The sequence below is a fragment of the Ignavibacteriota bacterium genome (genome assembly GCA_016716225.1).
GTDB lineage: Bacteria > Bacteroidota > Ignavibacteria > Ignavibacteriales > Melioribacteraceae.
Window position 1 is genome coordinate 3,229,707 of record JADJWT010000001.1, and the last position, 26,397, is coordinate 3,256,103.

General features: G+C 27.0%; 18 protein-coding genes and 1 tRNA gene. 10 read left to right on the top strand and 9 right to left on the bottom strand.

Going from position 1 to position 26,397, the window contains the following annotated elements:
• Nucleotides 1-76 precede the first annotated feature (76 nt).
• The 4 genes from IPM32_13940 (at nt 77) to IPM32_13955 (ending at nt 6,522) form a co-directional block, all read left to right on the top strand.
• The gene (locus IPM32_13940; protein MBK8946353.1) at nt 77-1,441 is read left to right on the top strand and encodes a Gfo/Idh/MocA family oxidoreductase; all 1,365 of its coding nucleotides are present in this window, start codon (nt 77-79) and stop codon (nt 1,439-1,441) included.
• Nucleotides 1,442-1,555: 114 nt separating this feature from the next.
• Complete coding sequence (locus tag IPM32_13945; GenBank protein ID MBK8946354.1) at nt 1,556-3,169, top strand: beta-N-acetylhexosaminidase; 1,614 nt, start codon at nt 1,556-1,558, stop codon at nt 3,167-3,169.
• 29 nt (nt 3,170-3,198) lie between these two features.
• On the top strand, nt 3,199-4,341 hold the full coding sequence (locus IPM32_13950; GenBank protein MBK8946355.1) for a DUF5009 domain-containing protein: 1,143 nt from the start codon (nt 3,199-3,201) through the stop codon (nt 4,339-4,341).
• A gap of 183 nt (nt 4,342-4,524) precedes the next feature.
• Nucleotides 4,525-6,522 (top strand): T9SS type A sorting domain-containing protein, encoded by a 1,998-nt coding sequence (locus tag IPM32_13955; protein MBK8946356.1) that lies wholly within the window; start codon nt 4,525-4,527, stop codon nt 6,520-6,522.
• An 89-nt stretch (nt 6,523-6,611) separates the two neighbouring features.
• Here IPM32_13955 and IPM32_13960 read toward each other — a convergent pair whose 3' ends face one another.
• The 3 genes from IPM32_13960 to IPM32_13970 all read right to left on the bottom strand — a co-directional run bounded on the left by IPM32_13960 (nt 6,612) and on the right by IPM32_13970 (nt 9,234).
• Nucleotides 6,612-7,055, bottom strand: coding sequence for a ThuA domain-containing protein (locus IPM32_13960; GenBank protein MBK8946357.1), 444 nt, complete (start codon nt 7,053-7,055; stop codon nt 6,612-6,614).
• Entirely contained in the window at nt 7,056-7,334 is a 279-nt protein-coding gene (locus IPM32_13965; GenBank protein MBK8946358.1) for a hypothetical protein, read from the bottom strand.
• Between the two features lie 310 nt (nt 7,335-7,644).
• A complete protein-coding gene (locus tag IPM32_13970) occupies nt 7,645-9,234 on the bottom strand; it encodes a T9SS type A sorting domain-containing protein (protein ID MBK8946359.1) in 1,590 nt (529 codons plus the stop codon).
• Nucleotides 9,235-9,313: 79 nt separating this feature from the next.
• Between IPM32_13970 and IPM32_13975 the strand changes: the two genes are divergently transcribed.
• Genes IPM32_13975 through IPM32_13990 form a run of 4 tightly spaced genes read left to right on the top strand, consistent with a single transcriptional unit; the run spans nt 9,314 to nt 15,228 of the window.
• A complete protein-coding gene (locus IPM32_13975) occupies nt 9,314-9,871 on the top strand; it encodes a sigma-70 family RNA polymerase sigma factor (GenBank protein MBK8946360.1) in 558 nt (185 codons plus the stop codon).
• A gap of 54 nt (nt 9,872-9,925) precedes the next feature.
• Nucleotides 9,926-10,897, top strand: a complete 972-nt coding sequence (locus IPM32_13980; protein MBK8946361.1) for a hypothetical protein — start codon at nt 9,926-9,928, stop codon at nt 10,895-10,897.
• Entirely contained in the window at nt 10,897-14,295 is a 3,399-nt protein-coding gene (locus IPM32_13985) for a CHAT domain-containing protein (protein ID MBK8946362.1), read from the top strand. Before IPM32_13980 ends, IPM32_13985 begins: the two co-directional genes overlap by 1 nt.
• 42 nt (nt 14,296-14,337) lie before the next feature.
• Nucleotides 14,338-15,228 (top strand): cation transporter, encoded by an 891-nt coding sequence (locus IPM32_13990; GenBank protein ID MBK8946363.1) that lies wholly within the window; start codon nt 14,338-14,340, stop codon nt 15,226-15,228.
• A 240-nt stretch (nt 15,229-15,468) separates the two neighbouring features.
• Here IPM32_13990 and IPM32_13995 read toward each other — a convergent pair whose 3' ends face one another.
• A complete protein-coding gene (locus IPM32_13995; GenBank protein ID MBK8946364.1) occupies nt 15,469-16,437 on the bottom strand; it encodes a PD40 domain-containing protein in 969 nt (322 codons plus the stop codon).
• 245 nt (nt 16,438-16,682) lie between these two features.
• On the opposite strand from IPM32_13995, the gene IPM32_14000 reads away from it, so the two are divergent.
• Nucleotides 16,683-16,940 carry a hypothetical protein gene (locus IPM32_14000; GenBank protein MBK8946365.1) on the top strand — a complete coding sequence of 86 codons (258 nt, stop codon included), beginning with the start codon at nt 16,683-16,685 and terminating at the stop codon, nt 16,938-16,940.
• 275 nt (nt 16,941-17,215) lie between these two features.
• Here the strand turns inward: IPM32_14000 and IPM32_14005 are convergent.
• A tRNA-Leu gene (locus tag IPM32_14005) sits at nt 17,216-17,299 on the bottom strand.
• A 158-nt stretch (nt 17,300-17,457) separates the two neighbouring features.
• Between IPM32_14005 and IPM32_14010 the strand changes: the two genes are divergently transcribed.
• A complete protein-coding gene (locus tag IPM32_14010; GenBank protein ID MBK8946366.1) occupies nt 17,458-17,754 on the top strand; it encodes a hypothetical protein in 297 nt (98 codons plus the stop codon).
• A gap of 98 nt (nt 17,755-17,852) precedes the next feature.
• Here IPM32_14010 and IPM32_14015 read toward each other — a convergent pair whose 3' ends face one another.
• From IPM32_14015 to IPM32_14030, 4 genes are all read right to left on the bottom strand, one after another.
• Nucleotides 17,853-19,529, bottom strand: a complete 1,677-nt coding sequence (locus IPM32_14015; protein ID MBK8946367.1) for a glutamine--tRNA ligase/YqeY domain fusion protein — start codon at nt 19,527-19,529, stop codon at nt 17,853-17,855.
• Between the two features lie 21 nt (nt 19,530-19,550).
• The gene (locus IPM32_14020; protein ID MBK8946368.1) at nt 19,551-21,014 is read right to left on the bottom strand and encodes a glutamate--tRNA ligase; all 1,464 of its coding nucleotides are present in this window, start codon (nt 21,012-21,014) and stop codon (nt 19,551-19,553) included.
• 227 nt (nt 21,015-21,241) lie between these two features.
• The gene (locus tag IPM32_14025) at nt 21,242-23,578 is read right to left on the bottom strand and encodes a response regulator (GenBank protein ID MBK8946369.1); all 2,337 of its coding nucleotides are present in this window, start codon (nt 23,576-23,578) and stop codon (nt 21,242-21,244) included.
• 445 nt (nt 23,579-24,023) lie between these two features.
• The gene (locus IPM32_14030) at nt 24,024-26,171 is read right to left on the bottom strand and encodes a DPP IV N-terminal domain-containing protein (GenBank protein MBK8946370.1); all 2,148 of its coding nucleotides are present in this window, start codon (nt 26,169-26,171) and stop codon (nt 24,024-24,026) included.
• Nucleotides 26,172-26,397 lie beyond the last annotated feature (226 nt).

Here is a 26,397-nt window from a genome sequence, read left to right on the forward strand (position 1 = left end):
AAGAAGAGATTTTATTAAAGTTGGTTCAGCGGCAGGAGCTGGAATATTACTAACCAATAATATTTTTGCAAACTCAATGAATAATTTAGATAGAAAAAAAAGATTTGCAATTGTGGGAGTTGGTCACAGAACAGAAATGTGGCAAGAAGCACTTTATAAGGATTATAAAGATAATTGTGAAGTGGTTGGTTTTTGCGATACAAACCTTGGAAGACTTAATCTATATAAATCCTATGCAAAAGAACTCACAGGAAGTGATATACCTATTTATTTAGATAATGAGTTTGATAAAATGATAAACGAAACCAAACCAGATACGGTAATTGTTACAACAATTGATGGTATGCATCACAAATATATTATTAGAGCAATGGAATTAAATTGCGATGTAATTACTGAAAAACCAATGACAATAGATGAAATAAAATGCCAACAAATTATTGATGCTCAGCATAAATACAAAAAAAAAGTTTTAGTTAGTTTTAATTATCGATATTCACCAGTTAGAACTCAAGTAAAAGATTTGTTAATGAACGATACGATTGGTGATATTCTTTCAGTTGATTTTCATTGGATGTTAAATACACAGCATGGTGCCGATTACTTTAGGCGTTGGCATAGTCAAAAAGAGGTTTCTGGTGGTTTGATGGTTCACAAGGCAACTCATCATTTTGATTTAGTAAATTGGTGGCTTTCAGCAATTCCGGTAACAGTTTATGCAAATGGTAAAAAAGAATTCTATACTCCTGAAATGGCAAAAAGATTTGGTTTATCAAATTACCACGAAAGGTGTCATACTTGTCCGGAAAAAAATACTTGCGGATTTGAATTAAAATTAGCTTCTAATAAAAGATTAAAAAAACTTTATCTTGATAATGAGCATCATGACAATTATTACAGAGATAAATGTGTTTTTAGACCAGATATTTCAATTGAAGATACTATGAATGTTATAGTTAAGTACAATACAAATGTAACACTTAGCTATTCACTTAATGCATTTAATTCTTGGGAAGGATATTATATAATATTTAATGGTACAAAAGGAAGGTTAGAACATAAGATAGAAGAAGGAATTTATGTAGCTGGAGATGGCAATGAACAAGGCGGAATTAAAGATGGAGGAGCTTTCATTAAAATATTTCCTTTAAGAGGTCCTTCTTATGATGTGGAAATTTGGGAAGGCACAGGAGGACATGGCGGAGGCGATGATATTATGTTAAAAGATATTTTTGGTTCTTCAAAAGAAAATGATAAATATTTAAGATTTGCTGATCATAGAGCAGGAGCTTATTCCATTCTTACTGGTATTGCAGCAAACCATTCAATGGCAACCGGGAAAGAAATATTAATTGCGGATCTCGTAAAAAATATTGAAATACCGGAATTTACTGAAATGCCAAACCACCATGATTCAATAATAATGCCTCAAAAATATTAATAAAATTAAATGCTGAATTTAATAATTCATTTAAGTTCGGCAAATTTATTGTTTAAGAAAAATAAACATTATTATATAAATGATAACTATTAATAAACTTATCTCCATTTTCAAATGAACAAATTAAAAATCGTCATTATATTTGTTTATTTCATTCAGTTACAAACTTTAATTTCTCAACAAAACATATTTGATGAAATTCAACTTATACCTTCACCCCAAAAAATAATTTGGCAATCCGGAAGTTTTGAGATAAATAAATTCACAAAAATAGATTCAATAAAAAATGCTAAAATTTCTGTTGATTTTTTAAACGACAAATTAACCAAAACTTTAGGATTCAAATTATTATTCAAAAATGATTCAAAAGATAATTCCATTGAATTTATTTTAGATCCATCTCTTTTGCAATATGGGAAGGAAGCTTATAAGCTCGAAGTAAATCCAAATAAAATTGTAATTTCCGCTAATTGCGATGTTGGATTTTTTTATGCAGTTCAAACTTTATTACAATTATTACCAAGTGAATTTGCTGGGGATATTAAATTAAATATCAATAAAGTTTTTATCCCAAGTGTTACTATCTTAGATTTTCCGAAGTATGAGTGGCGAAGTTTTATGTTGGATTCAGGCAGACAATTTCAATCCATCGATTTCATAAAAAGATATTTGGATTATTTGGCTATGATGAAAATAAATGTATTTCACTGGCATCTTACTGAAGGTCAAGGTTGGAGGATTCAAATTGACCAATATCCAAAACTTCATGAAATTGGTTCACGCGTTGCTTTTGGTGAAGAACAACAAGGTTATTACTCAAAGGAAGACATAAAAGAAATTGTAAATTATGCTGCAAAAAGATTTATTACAATTGTTCCAGAAATTGATGTCCCCGGACATGCAGAAGCTGCTTTAATTGCATATCCAGAATTGAGCTGCACAAAAAAGGCTCCTGAATCAGTCATGGGTTTTTCATCAAATATTTTTTGCGGAGGGAATGAAGAAACTTATATTTTCATGCAAAATGTTCTTGATGAAGTTTGTGAATTATTCCCCGGAGAATATATTCATTTGGGAGGCGATGAAGCACCAAAGGAACATTGGGATAAATGTTCATTTTGTCAGAAGAAAATAATAGATGAGCAATTAAAAAATTCGAATGAACTTCAAGTTTATTTTTCATCAAGATTGGCGAATTATTTAAGACTGAAATCAAAAAAAATAATACTGTGGGGAGATGTTATTGAAGAGAGTGCTTTTAAATTACCAGAGAATGTTATTATCTATTGGTGGAACTTTAGAAAAATGCAAGATTTAGCACTCCAAAACGCGAGAAAAATTGGCAACAAAATAATTTGCGGAACCAACTATTATACATATCTAAACTATCCTGTAACACCTTGGTCCAAATATAATCAAGATCGAACGTTTGACATTCGGGATGTTTATGAATCCAATCCTTCAAATATTAAAAATCCGGATTCACTAATAATTGGAATGGGAACAAGTTTATGGACAGACTGGAATGTTACGATGGAAATGATAGATAAAAGAGTGTTTCCAAGAGTTTTAGTTTTGGCAGATCAGATGTGGGGAAGTGAAAAGGAAATTCCTTTTGAAGTTTATTATAAAAATATTAAGAAATTTTATCCAAGATTAAAATCACTTGGAATAGATTATGGTCCGGCTCTTAGAAATGAAGTTCCCCCAAATTTCAGTTGGGATTAAAAACTATTAAAAATTAATTTTGAGATAATATGCGCACGTTAATTAATAATTTAAACTATTTTGAAATTGCGAAGAATAATACAATATCAAAAGAAAGGATAATCTCTGTGGATGCCTTGCGTGGGTTTGATATGTTTTGGATTATCGGCGGTAAAAAAATTATTAAAGGTTTAGACAAAGCTTTAGACAATTCGGTAACAAATTTTATTTATTCACAGCTTGATCATGCGGAATGGTTAGGTTTAACATTCTATGATATTATTATGCCGCTTTTTTTATACCTTGTTGGAATTTCGATGGTTTACTCCTTTAGAAAAAGGCTTAATTCTGATAAATCAAAAATAAATTTATGGAAACATATTTTTATTAGAATATTTTGGCTTTGGATTTTAGGAATGATGGTTCAAGGTAAATTATTAACTTATGATATAAATGAAATAAAACTTTATAGCAATACACTTCAAGCAATTGCAGCGGGTTATCTAATTTCTGCAATTATAATTTTAAATTTTTCAGTTATTAAACAAATCTTTGCAACACTTGGATTGCTTTTAATTTATTGGGGAATTATGACATTCTCTGCAATCCCAGAAATTGGGGCTAATAATTTTCTTCCGGAGAATAATTTTGCACTTTTTTTTGATAAATTATTATTGGGAAATTTCCAAGACGGAACAACATATACATGGATAATTTCAAGTATTAATTTTGGAGTTACAACAATGCTTGGTGTTTTCAGTGGATATATTCTTCAATCAAATCAAAAACCTTTAGCTAAATTTTCTAATTTATTTGCTTTTGGAATTGCTTTGATAATTTTTGGCGAAATGTGGAGTATATGGCATCCATCAATAAAACATATTTGGACAAGCTCATTTACATTAATTTCCGGAGGAATTTGTCCAATTCTTTTATCTTTATTTTATTTCATAATTGATGTTCTGAATTTCAAAAAGTGGACAACATTTTTTGTTATAATTGGATCAAATGCAATTTTTGCTTATGTAACCGCACATGTTTTTGATTATAGAGTTATTGCTCAAGTTTTTACAAGCGGTTTAGAAAAGTATACTGGTGACTGGTATCAATTTATTTATGCTTTAGGTGGATTCTTAGTTTTGTTTCTTATACTTAAATTCATGAATAAAAATAAGATTTATGTTAAAATTTAAAAATTATCTCAGAGAATTTTGTTGATTACACAATATTTTTTTCAATTAAATTCACACAAATTTAATTATATCACACTTACACATTATTTTAAAAAATAATCACACCAGATGTCACTTTTTATCTCCTCGTGAATACTAATTCAGTAAATCACACATAATTCATAAAATCAATGGAGATGAAAAATGAAATCATTACAAATAACAAATTCAATTAAAAAAAACTATAACCATTTTATTATGGCTTTTTTCATAACAGTTTTATCAACTTTAAATCTTTCCGCACAACAAGAAATAGAAGTTAAAGGAAATATTTCAGAACTTGGAAGTGACTTTTTAGTTGTAAAAAATCTTAAGTTTTCTGTTGATCAAAATACAGAATACCGAGACAGAAATAATAATAGTTTCAGTTTCTCAATTTTACAAGTGGGGGAACTTGTTGAAGTTAAAGGTTATAGCAAAGGAGACGGAACTTACTTGGCAGATAGGGTAAAACAAGAAGACGATTCAAGTAGTGAACATGAATCTGAATTTGAAGTAAAAGGGCACGTTACTTCATTGGGAGAATACTCAATTGAATTAAACAGTTATACCTTCTTAATAAATGCCAGTACAAATTTTGAAGGCAGAAGTAACACAACTTTTACATTTGATCAAATTAAAGTCGGTGACTTTATTGAAATTAAATCATATAAATCATCAAATGGAGATTTGGTTGCAGTTCGAGTAAAATTTGAGGATGATAATTCACACGAACACGAAGTTGAATTGACCGGAAGAATTGACAACATTCTTACTAATTCAGTAATTCTTGGCAAATGGGAATTTATTATAAATGATCAAACAATTATAATGAACAGAAATAAATCACTTATTTCATTTTCTGATTTGAATGTAAATGATTTGGTTGAAGTTAAAGCATATAAACAATTTGATGGTTCATTTTTAGCCGTAAGAATTAAATTTGAAGATCACAGCGATAGTAGTATGAATAATAGCGGAGAAACCGAATTAAAAGCTCAGATTGAATCGATAAACGGTTCGCAAATAACTGTAAGAGGAATTACATTTAACACAGATACAAACACTGTTTTCTTGGATAATAATAGAATCCCAACAAGTTTTTCTGCGCTTTCAGTAGGAATGTTAGTTGAAATTAAAGGTTACAGAAAATCAGACGGAAATTATTATGCATCAAAAATAAAAATTGAAGATTTCTTTAACAGCGAAATTGAGTTAAAAGGAAAAGTTGAAGAAATCGCAGAAACATATATTATCGTAAATGGTGTAAAATATTTAGTAACTAATACAGTTGTTGTTTTGGATCATTTAAATAATCCAATAGAATATTCATCTTTAAGTGTTGGACAGTTAATTGAAATAAAAGGTTACAATTTGAATGGAGTTGATTTAACAGCAGTTAGAATTAAAATTGAAGGAAACGAAGATATTGAACTCTATGGGAATATTTCATCAATCAATACAACTTATTTTGAACTAAATGGTTTGGTAATTAATGTTGATGATTTAACAGCTTTCTTAAATCATAGAAATGAAAGTATTAGTTATTCAGATTTTCAAGTTGGATATTTTGTTGAAGTAAAATATGTAGTTAATTCAGATGGCTCAGCAAAAGCATTACGAGTTAAAATTGAAGATCAGCCGGGATTCTTAAAAGTTGCTGGCTCAATCGGAAGTATCAATTCATCAAGTATTCAAGTAGAGTTTTCAGATTTTCAAATTACTACATCAACAATTTTTATAGATAAAAACTTTACTGTGATTTCAGCAAATAGTTTAAATTTTGGTGATGCAGTAAATGTCTGGGTTGATGCAACCGATGCTTCAAATAGAATTTTATTACAAGTTCAATCCAGCACTACTTCACCAACTTCCGTAAATGAAGAAAGGGAAATTGTAAATCAATTCACGCTAAATCAAAATTATCCAAATCCATTTAATCCATCAACAATGATTTCATTCTCTTTGCAGAATAATCAATTTGTTACATTAAAAATATATAATGCAATTGGTCAAGAAGTTAAAACATTAATTAGTGAAAATATGTCAGCCGGCTTACACAATGTTTCATTCAATGCTACGGATTTAACATCAGGTGTTTATTTCTACAGATTGGAAAGCGGAAATTCAGTTAGTGTTAAAAAAATGTTATTAATGAAGTAAGCATAAAAAATAATTGGACACAAAGAGTGCTGCCAAAATTGGCGGCACTTTTTTTTGGTTTAATTATTCATAACCCACTTAAGAGATTGTTAAATTAAAAGTCTATAGTTTTTATCATTAAATGAATGATTATCATGACCTAATTGGATATAAACGATTTTAGATTTACCGTAACTATTTGTCCAGCCAATAATTGTTTCACTTTCCGGATGAGTGGTTGTAAATATTGGAGAAACAGTTGTTAGTATTTTATACTTACCATAAATCTCATCATGAATAATAAAATCCTCCAAACCTTTTGTAATTGGATGATTTTTATCTACAATTTGTACCGGAATTTCTACATCATGCTTATAGGTTGATTGTGTAAATTTCAAACTATCTTTATAATTTGTAGATTGATAATATCTTCCGCCAATTATTTTTTCATACTCATCCCAACCTTGATAAGAAACTAGTGAATGATGAAGAAATAAAATTGATTTACCTTTATTTAATAATTCTAAGAATGCTTGTTTTTGAGGATCATTTATTTATTGAACGAAATCATAAAATACCAGTGCATCATAATTGTCAATTTCGGGTGAACCATACAAATTATTTACTTCAGGTTGAACAACTTCTTTGAAAGAAATGTATTCCATGTCTTCAAAAATTTTTAAAAAACTTTCTCTTTCAAAATTTTTTCCACCAGTAATAACCAAAACTTTGTGGTTACCGTAATCACTTTGACAGTTTGAATAAGAGGAAATAAAAATTAGAAGGAATAAAGAATACCCAAGATTTTTTAAGTATAAAAATAAATTTTTCATACTTACTGCTCAAATGTATTTTAGATCATCAATCAATAACCAGTAAAAACTAAGTTTAAAAATTTATTATTTTTTTTTTACAGTAGTTTTTAAAATAAGCTATTTATCAGAAAGTTAAAATGTTTTTAAAGCTAGAAGTAAACATTTTTGTTACATATTTGAATATAATGAGTGTAGTAATAGATTTTAAAGATGAAAAATTTATCAGATAAATATATGAAATATAATTGCAAAGTTTACGAACAAAAAACTTCTAACTTATTATAATTAAATAAATTAAAAGTTTATTACAATCTGATATTCTACAAAACTACTTTAATAATATAGCTTTATGATTTTTAATATATTTTATAGTTTCTAATCTTATAAAATAAATTCCGGAACTTAATTTACTTCCGTCAAAAGTAAATTGATGCAAACCAGTTTTTATTTTTCCTTCAAAAATTGTTGTAACTTTTTCACCTAAAATGTTAAGTACTTCTAAAACAATTTGGTCTTCATTCGGTAAAAAGAATTGAATGTTGGTATTTGGATTAAACGGATTGGGATAATTTGGAAATAAAATCGGATTATTAGGAATTTCTCTTTCCGAAGTAATTGAATTTATTAAAAAATTAATTTCAATCCCATTTATAGAAAAACTTGTAATATCAATTTCAATTGTATCTTGACCTTCATACTTGAGATTTCCGAATTGGTAGGCTGTTAATTTGTATTTTCCCAAAGGAAGATTAATAATATTGAAATTTCCCAAGGAATCAACTATTGCATAATTTGTAATGGAATTGTCAATCAAATTTTGTGCAAATAAAATAAATTCAATGTTTTGTGCTGGGTTAGAATTAATTAAAATTTTTCCGCTAATATTTCCGGCACCATAAGCAGAATCACGTACAACAAACAAATCTTTATTTGTTATATTGTTGCCGATATAAATTGAATCCGCATCCTGAATTGAAATTGCCGGAATATTTGCGTTGTTTGCAAAAGAAGGTGTATAAAAATCCGGAAATGTTTGTATGTAATAAAATCCGGGTTCGATTGTTTTATTGAATTTATAAGAACCATCAGATAATATATTTGTTGAGTATGAAACAAGTTCTGAATTATCTTCAAATATTTTATTCAAACTTCTTGTCGGGGTGTGTTTGCCTTTTCTTACAATTATAATTCCTTTTCTTGGTGCTGCTTTAGTTTTAAAATTGAAAATTTTTCCTTCTAAAATTGTATTGGTTTCAATTGTTTTTTCAATATTCCAATTTATATTTTTAGTTGAATCATGATCTATAAAAAATTGGTTGGCTTCATAAATATCAAATTTATTTTTATAAAAAGTAAAATAAAAACCTTCTTTTTGAGCTGCCGCAGTATAAAATCCTTCAGGTAAATTTATTGTAAAATTCCCTTCAGAGTCCGTCATTACAGAATCATACAAGTACTGGCCATTTCTATATAAATAGATCTCTGTATTTTCAACCGATAAACTGTCATTGGAAATTTTTCCATTTAGAATTCCAACTTTTTCATCATCATCAAAAAATTTAATTCTAACTCTAAGATGTTGATCTTTATCTGAATTTGATGTAAAAAATGAAATTGTATCAGCAGTATCCGCGGATGTTACCGAAAAAAAATTAGTTAAAATTATATCCATATTTATTGTGTCATTTGGAAAAATTTCAATTGGAAAAGCTGTGGGTCTATCAAAAACGATTTCAAATAATTTTTCATTAAAATTAATTTCGTTAATAAATAATGATTGATCTTCTTTATTAAACAACATCACATTTTCAATTCGGTGAAAACTATCTTTAAAATCTACATTTGATGGTTTTATTTCTAATTCACCTTGAGAATAATTGATATTTTGGAAAAACATAATTCCAATAAATATTTGCATTAAAGTTTTCATATGATAAATTTTATTTATGATTTGTATATTATTAGTATAAAATTTAACCAAAAAGTGACATTAATTTTTGAAAAATAAATCTTATCACTATACGAATTTTTCCAAAGACGAATTAAACGATCTTTTAGAACAAAGTAAAAATGGGAATAATCAATCCTATAATTCTTTAATAACAATAATTAGAGAAATAGCATTCAGTTATTTTGAATCAAAGTTTAAACTTGGCAAATTAAAATCTAAAGATGATGCTGATGATTTGGCTCAAAACATTTTTATCACATTTTCTAAACAATATCAAAATATTGATAAAATAGAATTTTGGCTTAGAAAAGTTATGTTTTTAACATATTCAAATTTCTATAAAAAAAATGCAAATCAAAATCACTTTGAATTCAATGAAGAATTTTATCAGACAAAAGATGAAAATGATTTTGATGAAAATGTTGATACTCAAAAAATTGTTGAGATAATAAATCAGCTTGATGATAAAAAACAAAATATAATTAAACTTAGATTTTGGGGCGGATTAAAATTTTCTGAAATTGCTGATAAATTTGAAAGCAACGAAGCAGCGATAAAAAAAATGTTTTACAGAACTTTGGAAGAAATTAAACAGAAATTTTAAATGTCACTTTTTAATAAAATCAAAATACTATTACAGTAACAAAGAGATTAAAAAATGAACGATAATTTAGAAATATATAATTTGCTAGAAAAAGAATTTCTGACTGATATCGAGAAAATACAATTAAGTAAAATGATTTCTGAAAATCCGGAGGTTTCTGAAATAGTTGATTTTTACAATAGATTAAAAAATGCTGTGAAAAAATCTGCTCACATTGATGTTGAAATTTTATCGGAATATATACTTTTTCAAAATTCAAACGAAGCTTCAGCTATTTTTCTTAAAAAACTTCAGCCCAAAATTGAAGATCATTTAAGAGTTTGCGGAATCTGTATGGAAAATTATAAATCACTCAACTCAGAATTTTTAGAAATAACTAAATTTGTTGATACTAAAATTGTTGATAAAAAAGCTGAGGAAACAAAAGTAAAAATTTATCCTATAAACGTTTTTAATAATTTTCGTTACACAAAATATATTACTGCAATTGCTGCTATTTTATTGATTTATGTTGGCTCGCTTTTTTATTCAAATTTCACTACTCCTAATTATCAAAACAAAGTTATGGAATATCAATCTGAATTAAATTTTAATTCAAGAGGAAGAACGACCGAGGAATTTTTATTAGGAATTTCCGAATTAGAAAATGGAAATTTTGAAAATGCAATTGAAGCTTTGAATTTGGATTTAAGTAAAAATCAGAATTCTCAAACAATTTTTTATACGCATTTTATTTTAGGACAAATTTATTTACAAAATTCCCAAAATAAATTCATTGGAATTAATTTTGGATTTGATAAAAATTATTTATCGCAAAGCATTTCCGAATTTAATAAATCAATTGAAACAAATAATGATGAAAGATTTGCAAATATTATTTCGGATTCGCATTACTTTATTGCACAATCGTATTTGCTTTTGAATGAAACAAAAACTGCAAAAGTTTATCTTCAAAAAGTTATTGATAGTAAAGGAAAATATTATTCAGAAGCTCTTGAGCTAAATAATGAAATTGAAGGCAAATAATGTGGAAGTCAATTCCCTTAATATTGCTCATTATAATTTCTTTTACTTCCATTTTATTTGCACAAGAAATTTCAGAAATAAAATCAGAATTAAAAACCTCAGGGTTTACAAAGGAAAATTCGCATAAATATATTCTGTATTTATTAAACAATGAAATCAATTCTAAGAACGAACTCAATTTTCTAAATCAATTCTCAAAAAATAATTTTGATAAAGAATTTGCAAATGCAATTATCTTAAAAAAGGAAAATAAATTTAATGAAGCTTTTGAAAAACTTTTTAGCCAACTAAACGGCAAACAATCTGATTTACTATTTTATGAAGAATTGGCTTGGCTTACAAACGCAACAAATCAATTTGAAAGATTAAATAGAAAACTTGTTTCAATAAATTCCGTTTATAAAAAATATTTAACTGGATTAGTAAAATTAAATGAAGGAAAATATAAGCAAGCGTTGGATGATTTAATTGCATTCAGCAAAATTGCCAATAAACATTTCGAAAATAATTACTGGCTTTCTTATACTTATAGATATTTGGGTGATTATCAAAATGCAATTTTAAAATTGAAAGATGCTGAGAGAATTATAGATTCAACTTACTTTGAATATTCGGCATTTTTAAATGCGAAAGGAAGTTTGTATTATCTTTCAAATAATTTAGATAAAGCAAAAACATTTTATGTATACGCAAATATTCATTCACAGAAATATGGCAATAACATTGAAAATACTAAATCACTTATAAACTTAGCTATTTTAGAGGATGAATCAGGCAAAGTGAATGAAGCAAGAAAGCTGTTTTATAAAGCTGAAAATATTGCTGAAAAAATAAATTCTCAAAACTTGCAAGCTCTAATAAATTCCGAACTCGGAGTTTCATTTACTTTTGATTCGCAATTTGATAAATCAAAAAAACACTACTTAAAATCCTTGGAAATTTATAAACAAATAAATGATAAGCTTAGAATATCTTTGGTCTACAACAATTTGGGAAATATTTATTTAACAACTTTTAATTATAATTCTGCAATGAAATATCTTCAGAAAGGTTTAGAAACTTCTTTTGAAAATAAGCGTTCTAAAATTCTAAATCTAATTTCTCTCGGCGATGTTTACTCAAATTTATCAAACTTTTCTCAAGCAATAAAATTTTATGAACAAGCAAAAAAGTTATCAAAAGAAATTAAAGAAATAACTTTGGAGTTTGAAGTTGAAATGAGTTTGGGAATTCTGGAATTTAATTTGGGCAAATATAAAAATTCACTTGATATTTTTTATTATGCAAAAAATATTATAAGCGAAGATTCTAATCCTAATTTAATTGCTGAAGTTTTACACAAAATAGGATTATCAAATTATGCATTAGCAAATTATAAAAACGCTGAAACTAATTTTTTAAAATCATCGAAGATTTTTTCTGAAAGTGGTGATGTTCAAAGTAATCTGAATGTAAGATTAGATCTTGCTAATACTTATTTAAATATCAAAGAAATAAAAGAATGCAAGAATATTATAACTGATATTGAGCCAACCATTAGATCAAATAATTTTGAATATATGTTTGCAAATATTTTACTTTTAAAAAGTGAAATTGCTGAATTAGAGAACCAACATAAAATTAGTAATGAATATTTACAAAAGGTTTTAGCAATTAGTAAAAAAATAATTGAGCCAAATATAGAGATTGAAGCAAATTATCAACTTGCAGAAAATTATTACAAAGAAAGCAAAGTTGATCTTGCTGAAGCTCACTATCTTAATGCGATTAAAATAATTGAAGAAATTTCAAATAATTTTATCTCTAATAATAAAATTCAAATTTCACATTTTTCCAAGTTTGATGAAATTTATCATTCACTTACCGAATTTTATATTCAAAATGCGAAATACAAATCTGCTTTTGAAATTATTGATAAATCCAGATCAAGAAATACATTTCAAAATATTAAAAATCACAAATTATTTTCAAACAATATTTATGAAAGAGATTATGATAAATTATTATTTCTCGATTGGCAAATGAAGCAAAGTTATTTTCTCGAAAAGAGAGATTCGCTCAAATCTGAATTAATAATTGTAAAAAATGATTTAATTAAAAAGAATCCGGAATTAAAAAATGTTTTTAACCCTAAGCAATATTTTTCATTGGAAGAAAAACAAATGAAGTTAAAAAATTCAGAAACATTTATTTCTATTTACATTTCTGAAAAATATTCGCAATATTTTATAATAAAGAAAAATGATTTCATCGCCAATAAAATCAATATTGGAAGAGAGCAATTAAAGAATTTAATTACCAAGATTTCGCCTTATTATACAAAACATTCTTCTGAAGAGATAATTTTCAATCAAGATTTGTTCTCTTTTAATTTGAAAAACTCAAATGATTTGTACAAATTATTTTTTAAAGAAATTATTAACAAATTTGCGAAGAATAAAAATTTAATATTTTCATTACCGAACGAGTTAATTAATTATCCTCTTGAAACTTTAGTACTAAATTTCAACAGTAATGAAAGTCCATATAACTATGAAAATGCAAAATTTTTAATTGAAGATTATCAAATTTCTTATGCGCCATCTTTTAATATTTTTTCAGAATTAGAAAAGTTACATGCAAAAAATAATAATAGTCATTTATTAATTGGTAATCCTAATGTGAATAATAATGATTTTTATATAAGTTTCAGAAGTTCGTTAGTGAATGAAAATTATAATTTAAATAGAAATATTAAACTAAATCCACTAAAGTATAGTGAAGAAGAAATATCATCAATAAATTCAATTTTAACTAATACAAATAAATTTACTTCACAAGATGCAACGGAAGAAAATTTTAAAAAGTATGCATCTTCTAGTAATATTATTCATATATCAACACATTCGTTCCTATTAAATCAACAACCGTTTATCGTATTTTCTGAAGATAGAAAGTCTTCGGAAGATGGGTTTTTAGAAGTTGGTGAGATTATTAATACAAATTTAAATTCTGATTTGGTTGTGCTAAGTTCATGCAAATCCGGTTTAGGTGTAATTGATAAACAAGAAGGAATATTAGGAATGCAAAAGTCATTCTTCGATGCCGGTGCGAAAAGTGTGATTGTATCTCTTTGGGATGTTAATGATAGAAATACGTTTTTATTAATGGAATTATTCTACGAAAATTTAAAAACCGGGATAAATAAATCCCAAGCATTACAGAAAGCAAAATTAGATTTTACCAAAAAGTATTCGCCAAATCCTTACTATTGGGCGGCATTTGTATTAAGCGGAAATAATTCAGAAATTAATATTACTTCAAAAAATTACAGTTTCTCATTCTACATATTAGTTATAATAATTATGTCTGCTTCAGTTTGGTATTTTTTTAAAAGAAGGAATTCTAGTACTTTCTGAATTTTAAAACATATTTTTATATATCATCATTTTAGATAATAATTGCAAACTCAAAAGTTAACAAAGAAGGGAATTAAAGCTACTTTAGTTGGAATTTTTACAAGTTTAATTCTTGCAAGTATAAAAATTATAAGCGGTATAATAGGTAACTCTTATGCTTTAATTGCCGATGGAATTGAGTCAATTTCTGATGTATTTACTTCATTTGTTGTTTTGACCGGACTAAAAATTGCGGCAAAACCTGCTGATGAAAATCATCCATATGGACATGGCAAAGCTGAACCACTTGCTGCAGCAGTTGTGGCTATTTCTTTGTTTCTTGCCGCATTTATAATTATTTACCAGAGTATTCATGAAATTATAACACCACATCATGCACCTGCAAAATTTACTTTAATAGTATTACTATTGGTGATATTTACCAAAGAATTTTTATTTAGAAAAATAATTAAAATTGGTTCTTCAATCGAAAGTACGGCTGTTAAAAATGATGCTTGGCACCATAGAAGTGATGCCATAACTTCATCGGCAGCATTTATTGGAATCCTTATTGCTATTCTTGGTGGAGAAGGGTATGAAAGTGCTGATGATTTTGCAGCACTATTTGCCTCACTGATTATTCTATATAATGGTTACAGATTATTAAAACCAACTCTTTATGAACTTTCAGATGCAAATATTTCTGAAAAATTAATTTTAGATATTAAAAATATTGCTTTACAAATAGATCAAGTTTTGGAAGTTGAAAAATGTTTTGTTCGTAAAATGGGTTTTGATTATTACGTAGATGCTCATATTGTTTTAGATGGAAATTTAACAGTTAGTGAAGGACATTTAATTGCTCATAAAGTTAAAGATCGAATAATAAATTCAAACCCAAAAATTAGAGAAGTTCTTATCCACGTTGAACCTTCTGAAGATACAAAAATATAAAACAATCAATTCATAAAATTCATAATTCTTCTTTCTTAAAAAGTAATTCATAAAGTATAAGGAATGCCATTGTATAAAACATAAAGCAGCTCTAGCACTTAAAACTTTGCTTGAAAATCCGAGACCTAATTCCAGTCTAAAACTTGAGTATTTTAATGAATCCTCTTGCGGAATAATTGTTTGGGTTAAAACAAGTAATAGAATTAAAATATAAATGACTTTCATTTTGATTATCCTTATTTATTCTTTTGACCAAGAAACTGAAGTATCACTTACTCCGGGAGCATTTGTAATCTGTGTTAAGTTATTACCGTTTTTATCTATTACATAAATGTGAGATTCAGTACCAGTTTTATTTTTATTAAATGCTATATATTCACCGTCTGGTGACCAGCATACAGAAAGCTCATAGGTGCCAGCCCAATCTATATGGTCTGCTAAATCCCATTTACAAATTACATTTACTTCATTTGTTGCAATATCTAGAACAATTATCTGTTCTTCGATAATTTCTTTCTCATTTTCGGTACGTTTTTTTCTTTCTGCAAATGCAATGAATTTATTATCAGGTGACCAACGAGGATTATATATAATACCAGTTTCAGAGGTATATAACTTATGCTTTTTGCGATCCTTATCTAGAAGTATTAGTGATGAACTTCCAAAAATAATTTGTTCATTACTATTTATTGAATAAGGCGACCAAGGGAAATCATAAGATGATAAATAAAGTTCACTTGATTTTGAAAAATCACTGAAATCCGTTTTAATAAAGTGAAATAGTATTTCTGGAATATTGATATATAAAAGATATGCTCCGTCAGCACTCCAATTTGGATATTGTCCATCATCAACTGATGTGAGTTTCTTTGAATTTAGGTTCAAAAGCTTTAGATCAAATTCATTGTAATCATAACTTCTAAAAAATATATTCTGACCATTGGGGGATATTACAGGTGTTTGATATAAACCCTGGAACGTCAATGCTGATTTATTTTTAGAATCTATAACAACTAATCCCGAATAATTATTTTCAAATGGTCCTATTCTTTCGAATGCAATTTTCCCTTTGCCAATTTTATCATAAGGAATTTCATCTTCAAGCTTTTCAGGAATTTGTGGAAGGTATGAATTATTTGATTCTAATGGAAGTTCTTTACTGCACCCAACAAATATTATTAGAATTATTATAGCAATTATCTTTTTCATATTCGCTCCAATTATTTAACCGTCTATGACTAAAATAAATTTCAGCGAACACTACGTTGTCATAAAAATGTCAAAGAATTTTAAAAATATTATGGAAGCACATTGTGAGAGATTCAATTAAATGTATTCAAATTTCGTCATTACAATTTTATCCAATAAAATTTTATTAATTCAGTCAAAATTATTAATCATCATACATTTGTATCAAATCAATCAACTAATCACAAACAATAAGGAGTATAAGTATGTCAATGGCAATATTATTAGCAATTTTCTTAGTCTTAGTTCAAGTAGCAAAGATATTTAACAAACATAATCTTGTAGACAAAACATTCAGTCTATTTGAAGATCCAAATTCTACATGCAATAGATGCGGTAGAGATGTATCGGTAGGATCTGGATTTTACAACAACAGGATAAAGGATAACGATTCCATCGAGATCAGGAAATCAAAAGGTGAAAAAATATTCGAGGTTAAAATTTACAATAGAACAACAAATTAACAAACTTCGAGAATCAAAAGTAATAAATTCAGAAGGTAAGAGTATAGATTTGTTATCAAAACAATTAATAATACATAGACAGACATTTTTTCGAGGGAAGGTCAAGCTTATTTTATGTATTTAATAGTAAAATTCTACTATTATATAATATGAAAGATTACGAATTAAATCTGATGCTGAAATTTATAAAAGTACTATCAAATCAATATTACTTGCACATTTTGTGTAGATAATGTGTAGATAAAAAATAAGCCCTTATAAAATAAGGACTTTTGTACCGAAGGCCGGACTCGAACCGGCACCTATTTGCATAGACTAGATTTTGAGTCTAGCGCGTCTACCAATTTCGCCACTTCGGCTAAAAATGAGTTGTAAATGTAATAAAGTTGTATACTTCTTACAACTAATAAAATTTAATTTTCTTTAATAAAAAGAACTTGAATAATTAATAAAATAATAGTTATTTTTAATTAGATATAAAGCTCCCAAAATAATTAAATAAAAGCGGGGATATTATATGTATGCAAGAATGACAACATTTTATTTAAATGTTAAAGCAATGGATCAAGCTTCAAAAGTTTATCAAGATAGCATAATTCCAGCAGCAAAAAATCAACATGGTTTTCTGAAAGCATTTTTCTTAACAAATAGCAATGCGGGGAAATTTGTTGCAGTAACAATTTGGGATAATATTGAACACGCATTGGCAAATCAGAAATCCGGATATTATCAAGCACAAATTGAAAAGTTTAGCGAATTTATGATTGGTGACCCGGAAATTGAAGGATTTTCGGTTGGAGCAATGTCCCTTTAGTAATTAATTGCTCAAAAAAGTTGAATTTGTAAATTGTTATAAAACAACAAATTACGATAGGTACAATCATATACTAATATATTAAAGTAGTGCTAATTTTATTTGGAAATTATTTTGGACCAAGTATCTTTTAAAGTAACAGTTCTATTAAATATTAAATTTTCATTTTTAGAATCTTTGTCCAAACAAAAATATCCATTTCTTTCAAATTGATAATTTTCACCAACTTTGGCAGAAATTAAACTTGGTTCAAGTTTACAATTCTTCAAAATTGTTAGTGAATTTGGATTTAAAAATTCTACAAAATCTTTTTCCTTATCTTCTTCCGGAAATTCTACACTAAAAAGTCTGTCATAAAGTCGTACTTCAGCATTAATTGCATTTTTAACAGAAACCCAATGAATTGTACCCTTTACTTTTTTCTCGCTATTTCCGCTTCCGCTTTTTGTAGCTTCATCATAAGTACAATGAAGTTCTAAAATTTTACCATTTTCATCTTTTATCACTTTTTCACATTTAATTATATAAGCATAGCGCAACCTAACTTCTTGCCCGGGTGAAAGTCTGTGAAACTTTTTATGCGGAAATTCTTGAAAATCATCTTGCTCAATAAATAACTCACTTGAAAAAGGTACTTTCCTTGTTCCCATTTTTTCATCTTGAGGATTATTTACTGCTTCTAATTCTTCCATTAAATTTTCATCATAATTTGTAATTACAATTTTTAAAGGATTTAAAACTGCCATAACTCTTGGTGCAGATTCATTTAAATCTTCACGTAAACTATACTCAAGAAGAGAAATATCAATTACTCCATCTCTTTTTGCAACGCCAACTCTTTCAGCAAAACTTCGTATTGATTTTGGTGTATATCCACGCCTTCTGAAACCGGAAATGGTTGGCATTCTTGGATCATCCCAACCGTTAACTAAATTTTCTTGAACTAATCTTAATAATTTTCGTTTGCTCATTACTGTGTAATTAAGGTTTAATCTTGCAAACTCAATTTGTTGCGGATGATGAATTCCTAATTTCTCAATAAACCAATCATATAAAGGTCGGTGATTTTCAAATTCCAATGTACAGATTGAATGTGTAATTCCTTCAATTGAATCAGATTGACCGTGAGCCCAATCGTACATTGGATAAATGCACCACTTATTTTCTGTTCTGTGATGATATGCATGACGAATTCTATACATTATTGGATCGCGCATATTCATATTTGGTGAACTCATATCGATTTTTGCACGCAAAATATGTTCGCCGTCATTAAATTCACCAGCTCGCATTTTTGAAAACAATTCCAAATTTTCTTCAACTGAACGATTTCTAAATTTGCTTAGTTTTCCAGGTTCAGTCGGAGTTCCGCGTTCATCTTTTATTTCTTCCAAAGTTGAAGAATCAACATAAGCTAATCCATCTTTAATTAATTTTATTGCATATTCATAAAGTTGTTCAAAATAATCAGATGCGTAAAGTTCAGTTCCTTCCCATTGAAATCCCAGCCATTTTATATCTTCTTTTATTGATTCAACATATTCAACATCTTCTTTTGTGGGATTTGTATCATCAAAACGTAAATTAGTTTTTCCATTATATTCTTTACCTAAACCGAAATTCAAGCAGATGGATTTTGCATGACCAATGTGTAAATATCCATTTGGTTCCGGAGGAAAACGCGTATAAACTTTTCCGTTATTTTTGTTTTCCTTCAAATCATTATCAATTATTTCTTGAATAAAATTTTTCGGTACTTTTTTCTCATCTTCCATTATTATCACAAATTTAATTATTTATAAATATTTAGGAATTTCTAAAATTCCTTTATCAATTCTGGTTATAACTTCTTCTTTGCCGATAATATCCAATAAATCAAAAACTCCGGGACCAATTCCAACTCCTGAAACCGCTAATCTAATTGGATGAATTAATTTTCCCGCACCAACATTATTTTGTTCAGCAATTTTATGTAAAATATTTTCATAATCTATTTTATTCGGATTTTCAATTTTTAATAATTCAGTTGAAAATTCTTTCAACAATTTTTCTGAATCATCTTTCCATCTTTTTTTAACAATTGCTTCATCATAAATTTTTGGAGTTTCATAAAAATAAGTGCAGCTGTTTATAAAATCTTTTACAAATTCAACGCGTTCTTTCATTGCTTCAATTATGGCAAAAAGTTTGAAATCGGAAATTTGAACATTTGCATAATTTGAATTCTGTAATTCAATCTTAAATAATTTTAATAAATCATCATTACTTTTATTTCGTAAATGTTGACTGTTAAGCCAATTTAATTTTTCAACATTAAAAACTGCGCCGGATTTATTTACACGATCTAAAGAAAATTTTTCAATCATTTCATCAATTAAATAAAACTCTTTGTCGTCGCCAAAATTCCAACCAAGTAAAGCAACAAAATTTATTAATGCTTCTTTCAAATAACCTTTATCTCTGTAATCTTCAACAGCAACATCACCTTGACGTTTGCTTAATTTACTTTTATCCGGATTTAACAAAAGAGGAAGATGAGCAAATTGGGGTAGTTCCCAGCCAAAATGTTGATAAAGTAAAACATGTTTTGGTGTTGATGAAAGCCATTCTTCACCGCGAATTACATGAGAAATTTCCATCAAATGATCATCAACAACATTTGCCAAATGATAAGTCGGAAATCCGTCACTCTTTATTAAAATTTGGTCATCAATTGTATCAGAATTAAACTCAACAATTCCTCTAACAATATCTGAAAATTTTACGGATTGATTTGGTTCAACATTTAATCGTATAACTTTAGGAATTCCGTTTTCCAATTTTTGCTTAATTTCAACTTTAGATAAATGAAGACAATGCTTATCATATTTTGCTTGAGGAAGTTTTAACTTTTGCTGCTCTTCTTTTAATGCTGAAAGTCTTTCCGGAGTGCAAAAACAATAATATGCTTTTTTTTCATCAAGTAATTTTTGAACTTGTGAGGAATAAATTTCTAATCTCTGAGATTGAAAATATGGACCAAAATTTCCGCCAACTTCCGGACCTTCATCATAATTTAATCCAACCCATTTTAGTGAATTTACTAATTTTTCAACTGCGCCTTCAACGTAACGAGATTGATCTGTATCTTCAATTCTTAAAATGAATTTTCCGTTATTTTTTTTTGCAAAAAGATAATTGTAAAGTGCGGTTCTTAATCCTCCAACGTGTAAATATCCGGTTGGACTTGGTGCAAATCTAACTCTAATTTCTTTATTCATTTGTTTAATTACTAAAATTTTGGAATGAAATATAAGAATTTTTTGCGGATTTCTTTGAATTGATTTAACGTAAAAAATTTGAAATATTTTTGAAAGTGTATTTTGGTAATTATTTTGTTATAAATTCATTACGAATTATTTCAACATTTTGATATAATAAAATTTTAGATTCCGAAACAATCCGTTGGCTAACGGACGGAATGAAAAAAAATTATATTTGGAATAAACTAATTCTCAATTTTTATTTGTGTATAGTATTTTACCTTCTCAATAAATTCTTTACTATCAATTGGTTTAGGAATATAATCTGTTGCACCGGCTTCTAAACATTTCTCACGATCTCCTTTCATTGCAAAAGCTGTTAATGCAATAATTGGTGTATCTTGGTAACCATCAATTTCTCTAATTTTTTGAGTTGCTTCAAATCCATTCATAACCGGCATTTGCATATCCATAAGGATTAAGTCTATTTTTTCTTTTTTACAAATATTTAAAGCTTCTTCACCATTCTCTACAACAACAACATTTTCAAATCCACTTTTTTTCAAAAGTCGTGTAACAATTATTTGTGAATGTTTATAATCTTCTGCCATTAAAATTGTTTGGGAATCACTTTTTACTTTTACTTCTTCAATCGATTTAGTTTCTTCAAAATTATTTATCATTGTAGAAATTGCATTTTCCAGTTCATTCAAACTTGTACTTTTTTTATCAAGCAGATCAACAAACATTCCATCAATTTTTTGTAAATCTTGTTGATAATCTTCTTTTCCGGTGTAAATAATTATTGGAAGTTTATCAAATTTTCCGTGAGATTTTATTTGTTTTATCAAATCAAAACCATTTAATTTTGGCATATCCAAATCAACAATTGCTAAATCTAAATCTTTATCTATAATTAAATCAAGAACTAATTCCGGTCTGTGTTCTGCAATTACATTAAATCCGGCGGTTTGTACAGCTTGCTGAACCAATTTCAAAGTCGGCTGATCATCATCAACACAAAGTACTGTTGAATCTCTTCTTAATTTATAACTTGTTAAAATTTCAACAAGATTATTATAATTTATTGGCTTTACTAAATATTCAACTGAACCCATTAAATAAACTTTTTCTTTTTCCGCTTCCATTGAAAATACAATTACAGGAGTATTTCTTGTATGCTTATTGTTTTTAATTTTTTGCAAAATTTCTAAACTGTTTTCAGTGCCTTGCTCTACATTTAAAATTACCGCAACATATTTATTTTGTTGAAGAAGTTTTAATGCAAACTCACCGGAATTTACAATATCAGTTTGGTAATTCCATTTTGATAAATAATTATTTAAAAGTGTAGATGAAGCTTGATCGCTTTCTATAACAAGAATTTTATCTTTTCCTAAATTATTATTTCCCATCAAAATTTCGTGAATTGATTTTTGAATTTCTTCTTGAAACGGCAAATTTAGATTTATTAAAAAATTATTTTCTTCAACATTTAGTTTTAATGATCCATCAAAAGATTCAATTAATTTAGTTAATAGATTTAGTGTTAAACCGCTTGTTTTATTTAATAATTCACGTTTTCCAAATGGTGTTTGAAGTTGATTTAATTCTATATTTTTAATTTTAGAATTTTTAGAAATAAAATTAAGATTTACATTATTTTCTGAAATTACTAAAGCATTTATTTCAACTTCGTTTAATTGAGATAAATCAATTGCAAGCTTTAAACAATTATCAAAAATTGATCTAAAAATATTCTCATCAAACTGAATTTCAATTTCGGAAATATTATTTAAAGTAATTTTACACTCAGTAAATTCATTATTTTTTTTGTTTAAATAATTCTCCGTGAAATTTTTAATATTGATTTTGCCTCTTAATTTATTCGTTTTATTTTCAAAAAGATTTAAAATATTCTCTAAATCTTCCAAAGTTGAAGAAATAAATTGATGAGAATTTTTAATTTGATTTAAATATTTATTAATGATGTTAGTAGGATTTTCTTCTTTTGCTAAAGTAACCAAACCGTTAATCGTTTTTAATTCTTTTTGAAAACCTTTAATACTTTTAGAGATTAGATTTTCGCTTGAATTTAATTTACTTGTAATAATATTTTCAGAATTTTTCCAAGTTGAAAAACAATTCTGCACAAATTGTGAAATGATTAAAAACTTTTTTCTATTTACTGATGAAGGAAGAATTTTGTGGATTAATAATAATATTCCAAACTTATTTTCATCTAAATTAAAAATTATTGATTGCACACTTTCATTACTAAAATTTAATTCCGGATTGCATTCTTTAAAAATATTTCCGGTGAAGTTTAATTCATTTTTAAAATTGTAAAATTCTTTTACTGAAATATTTCGCGGAATTGATTGATCATCAATATTGAAAGATTTGCCAATCTGTAAAAAATAATTTTCTGAATTTTCTTCGAATAAATAAACTGATTTAAGATTTAGTTCATCGCTTAAAAACAAACACAAATCATCAGGAAATGATTTACTTCCTTTTTTTGCTAACTTGCGAAGAATATTTAAGTTTTCAAAAAGATTTAATTTTATATCATTTATCATTTACAACTTTCCAATCTTTACCACAAAGTTAAAGGTGAATTTTTGAGAATGCAATATTATTATAATTGTAACTTATATTCGTTAAAAATTGCCATAATTTGAATATTATGAATATGTTTCAAAATTGGAATTAAAAATTCACAATATCTTTTTGAGATTTTTTTAACATTCCTAATTAAAATTAGTTGCAAAAAAAGTTTACAAAAATTTTAAAAAACATTAAAACCATATTTTTTACATTATTTTTTTTAATGAATATTTATTTAAATAATTTGGCATAGAACGTGAAAGTTGAATTTACCTTATGAAAAATTATAGTTAAAAATAATTTATAATTTGAAAGTGAAATACTTTTTAAAATTATTTTTGAATTTGGATAAATTTTAGCAAAGGGTATGGGGGAAATTAGCTCCGCTTTATGGCGGAGCCGATTTCCAAAATTTGATTAAAGATTATCGAAAAAGTAGTTTGAAATTTTTGTATATAGATGAAGCGCATCTTTTCCGCCAACTCCATGACCGTGTCCAACGTAAGGATAAAAATCTAAAGGTTTATTTAAGTTTGCAGCTTTTTTCGCAAATTCTAAAGTATTTTCCCAAACAACAGTCGGATCTGAAGTTCCATGAACTAATAAAAGTTTTCCGTTAAGATTTTCAATATAGTTTAACAAACTTGCATTTTTATAACCTTCCGGATTTGTTTCCGGAGTATCCATATATCTTTCACCGTACATAATTTCATAAAATTTCCAATCAATTACCGCACCTCCGCCAACACCAACTTTAAAAGTGTTATTTGTTCTCAACATTAATGAAGTTGTCATAAATCCACCGTAACTCCAGCCAAAAACTCCGATTCTTTCATGATCAATAAAATTTAGATTTTTCAAATAATTAATTCCTACCAGTTGATCTTCAATTTCAACAGTTCCCAAATTTCTAAAAATAGCTTGCTCAAATTCCAAGCCTCTATTAGCTGAGCCTTTATTATCAAGGGTGAAAACGATGTAACCATTTTGAGCCATAAATTGAAACCAAAAATCATAACGACCGAAATACCAATTATTTGTAACTAATTGTGCATGCGGTCCGCCATAAACGTAAATAATTACAGGATATTTTTTTGTTTCATCAAAATTTGGTGGAAGAATCATTCTGCAATAGAGATCAACATTATTTTTATCTTTTATTGTAAAAATTTTAGGCTTGGAGAAATTAAATTCCTCAATCGGATTTTCACTTTTATTAAGTTCAACTATTAATTCTCCATCTTCATCAATAATATTAGTAACAGAAGGAATGTCCAAACTTGTATATGTATCAATAAAATAATTATTAAAAGAATTGAATTTTACTCTGTGATTTACATTAGCGCTTGTAATCCTTTTAATATCATTATTTTTTAAATTAATTATGTAAACATTATCTTCGATTGGAGAATCTTTAGTTGCTGTAATAAATAAATTTTTCCCAGATTTATCAAAACCAATAATTTGTTTTACAATCCAATTTCCGGAAGTAATTTGTTTTATTAATTTTCCATTAATATCATATAAATAAATGTGCTGCCAATTATCTCTTTCAGAAAACCACAAAAACTTTGTTGGATCATTTGGTAAAAATGTTAATTCATTTTCAGGTTCAACATATTCATTATCTTTTTCTTCAAACAAAATTTGTAATTGTTCACCGGTTAGAACATCATATTTTGCTAATTTTAAATGATTCTGATCTCTATTTAAATGTGCAATAAAAATATATTTTTCTGTAGGATCCCAAGAAACATTAGTTAAATATTGATCATTTGGTTCACCGGTTTTCAACCAAGTTGTATTTTTATTTTCGAAATTATAAATTCCAACTCTAACAATTTCAGTATTCTGTCCCGCCATTGGATATTTTATATTTTTCAATTTAGCAGGAGTTTCACCAATATCCACAATTGGATAATCAGTTACATTAGATTCATCTTTTTGATAAAATGCCAAGTAATTACTTTTAGGCGACCAAAATATTCCATCATTTATACCAAATTCAGAACGACTTACAGTTTGACCGCTAACAATATTTTTATTTTCTTCATTTGTGATCTGAAATTTTTTTGATGAATCTAATGAAGCAAAAAGATTGTTATCTATAGTAAATGCAGAATAAATATCGTTTGAAGCTGTTTCAAGATTTTCAGAATTAGTAGAAATTTTATTTAGAATTTTGTGAGATTTATTTTTTAAATCGATTGAAACTAAATAATTATTATTCCAAAATGTAAGTGTTTTTGAATCAATAAAATTAACATTTGGAAATTTGGATAATTTGTTTTCAAAAATTGAATTACTTAAAATATTATTCAACTGATTTAGGTTTAGTAAATTATTTTTACTTTTTTTTGAAACATTAAATTCAATTAAAACCGAATCGCCATCGATAAAACCTACGCTATTTGTATTTGGAATCCAATTGAGTTGCTTTAAAGTTTTTGGCGCCAATTTGGAGTATGAATTAAAAACAACATCTTCAATAGTAAGATTTTTCTTCTGTGCAAAAGTTGAATTAATAATAAAAATAATAATAAATATTAAAATATTTGATTTCATACAAATCCTATTTACGTTCTAAAAATTTGTTAATACAGTAAAGTTACAAAATGAAATAATGTTTTTTTTGTTTTTATAAGAAATGTTTACATGTAAAAATTACATCTTATTGTAAAATTGAATATTGATCACGAAATGTTATTTGTAACAAAGTAAGAAAAATTTATAAATTTGGGATTAAATCATGTCTCAAATAAAACCACTATGTGATTAAAATCAAAATTAT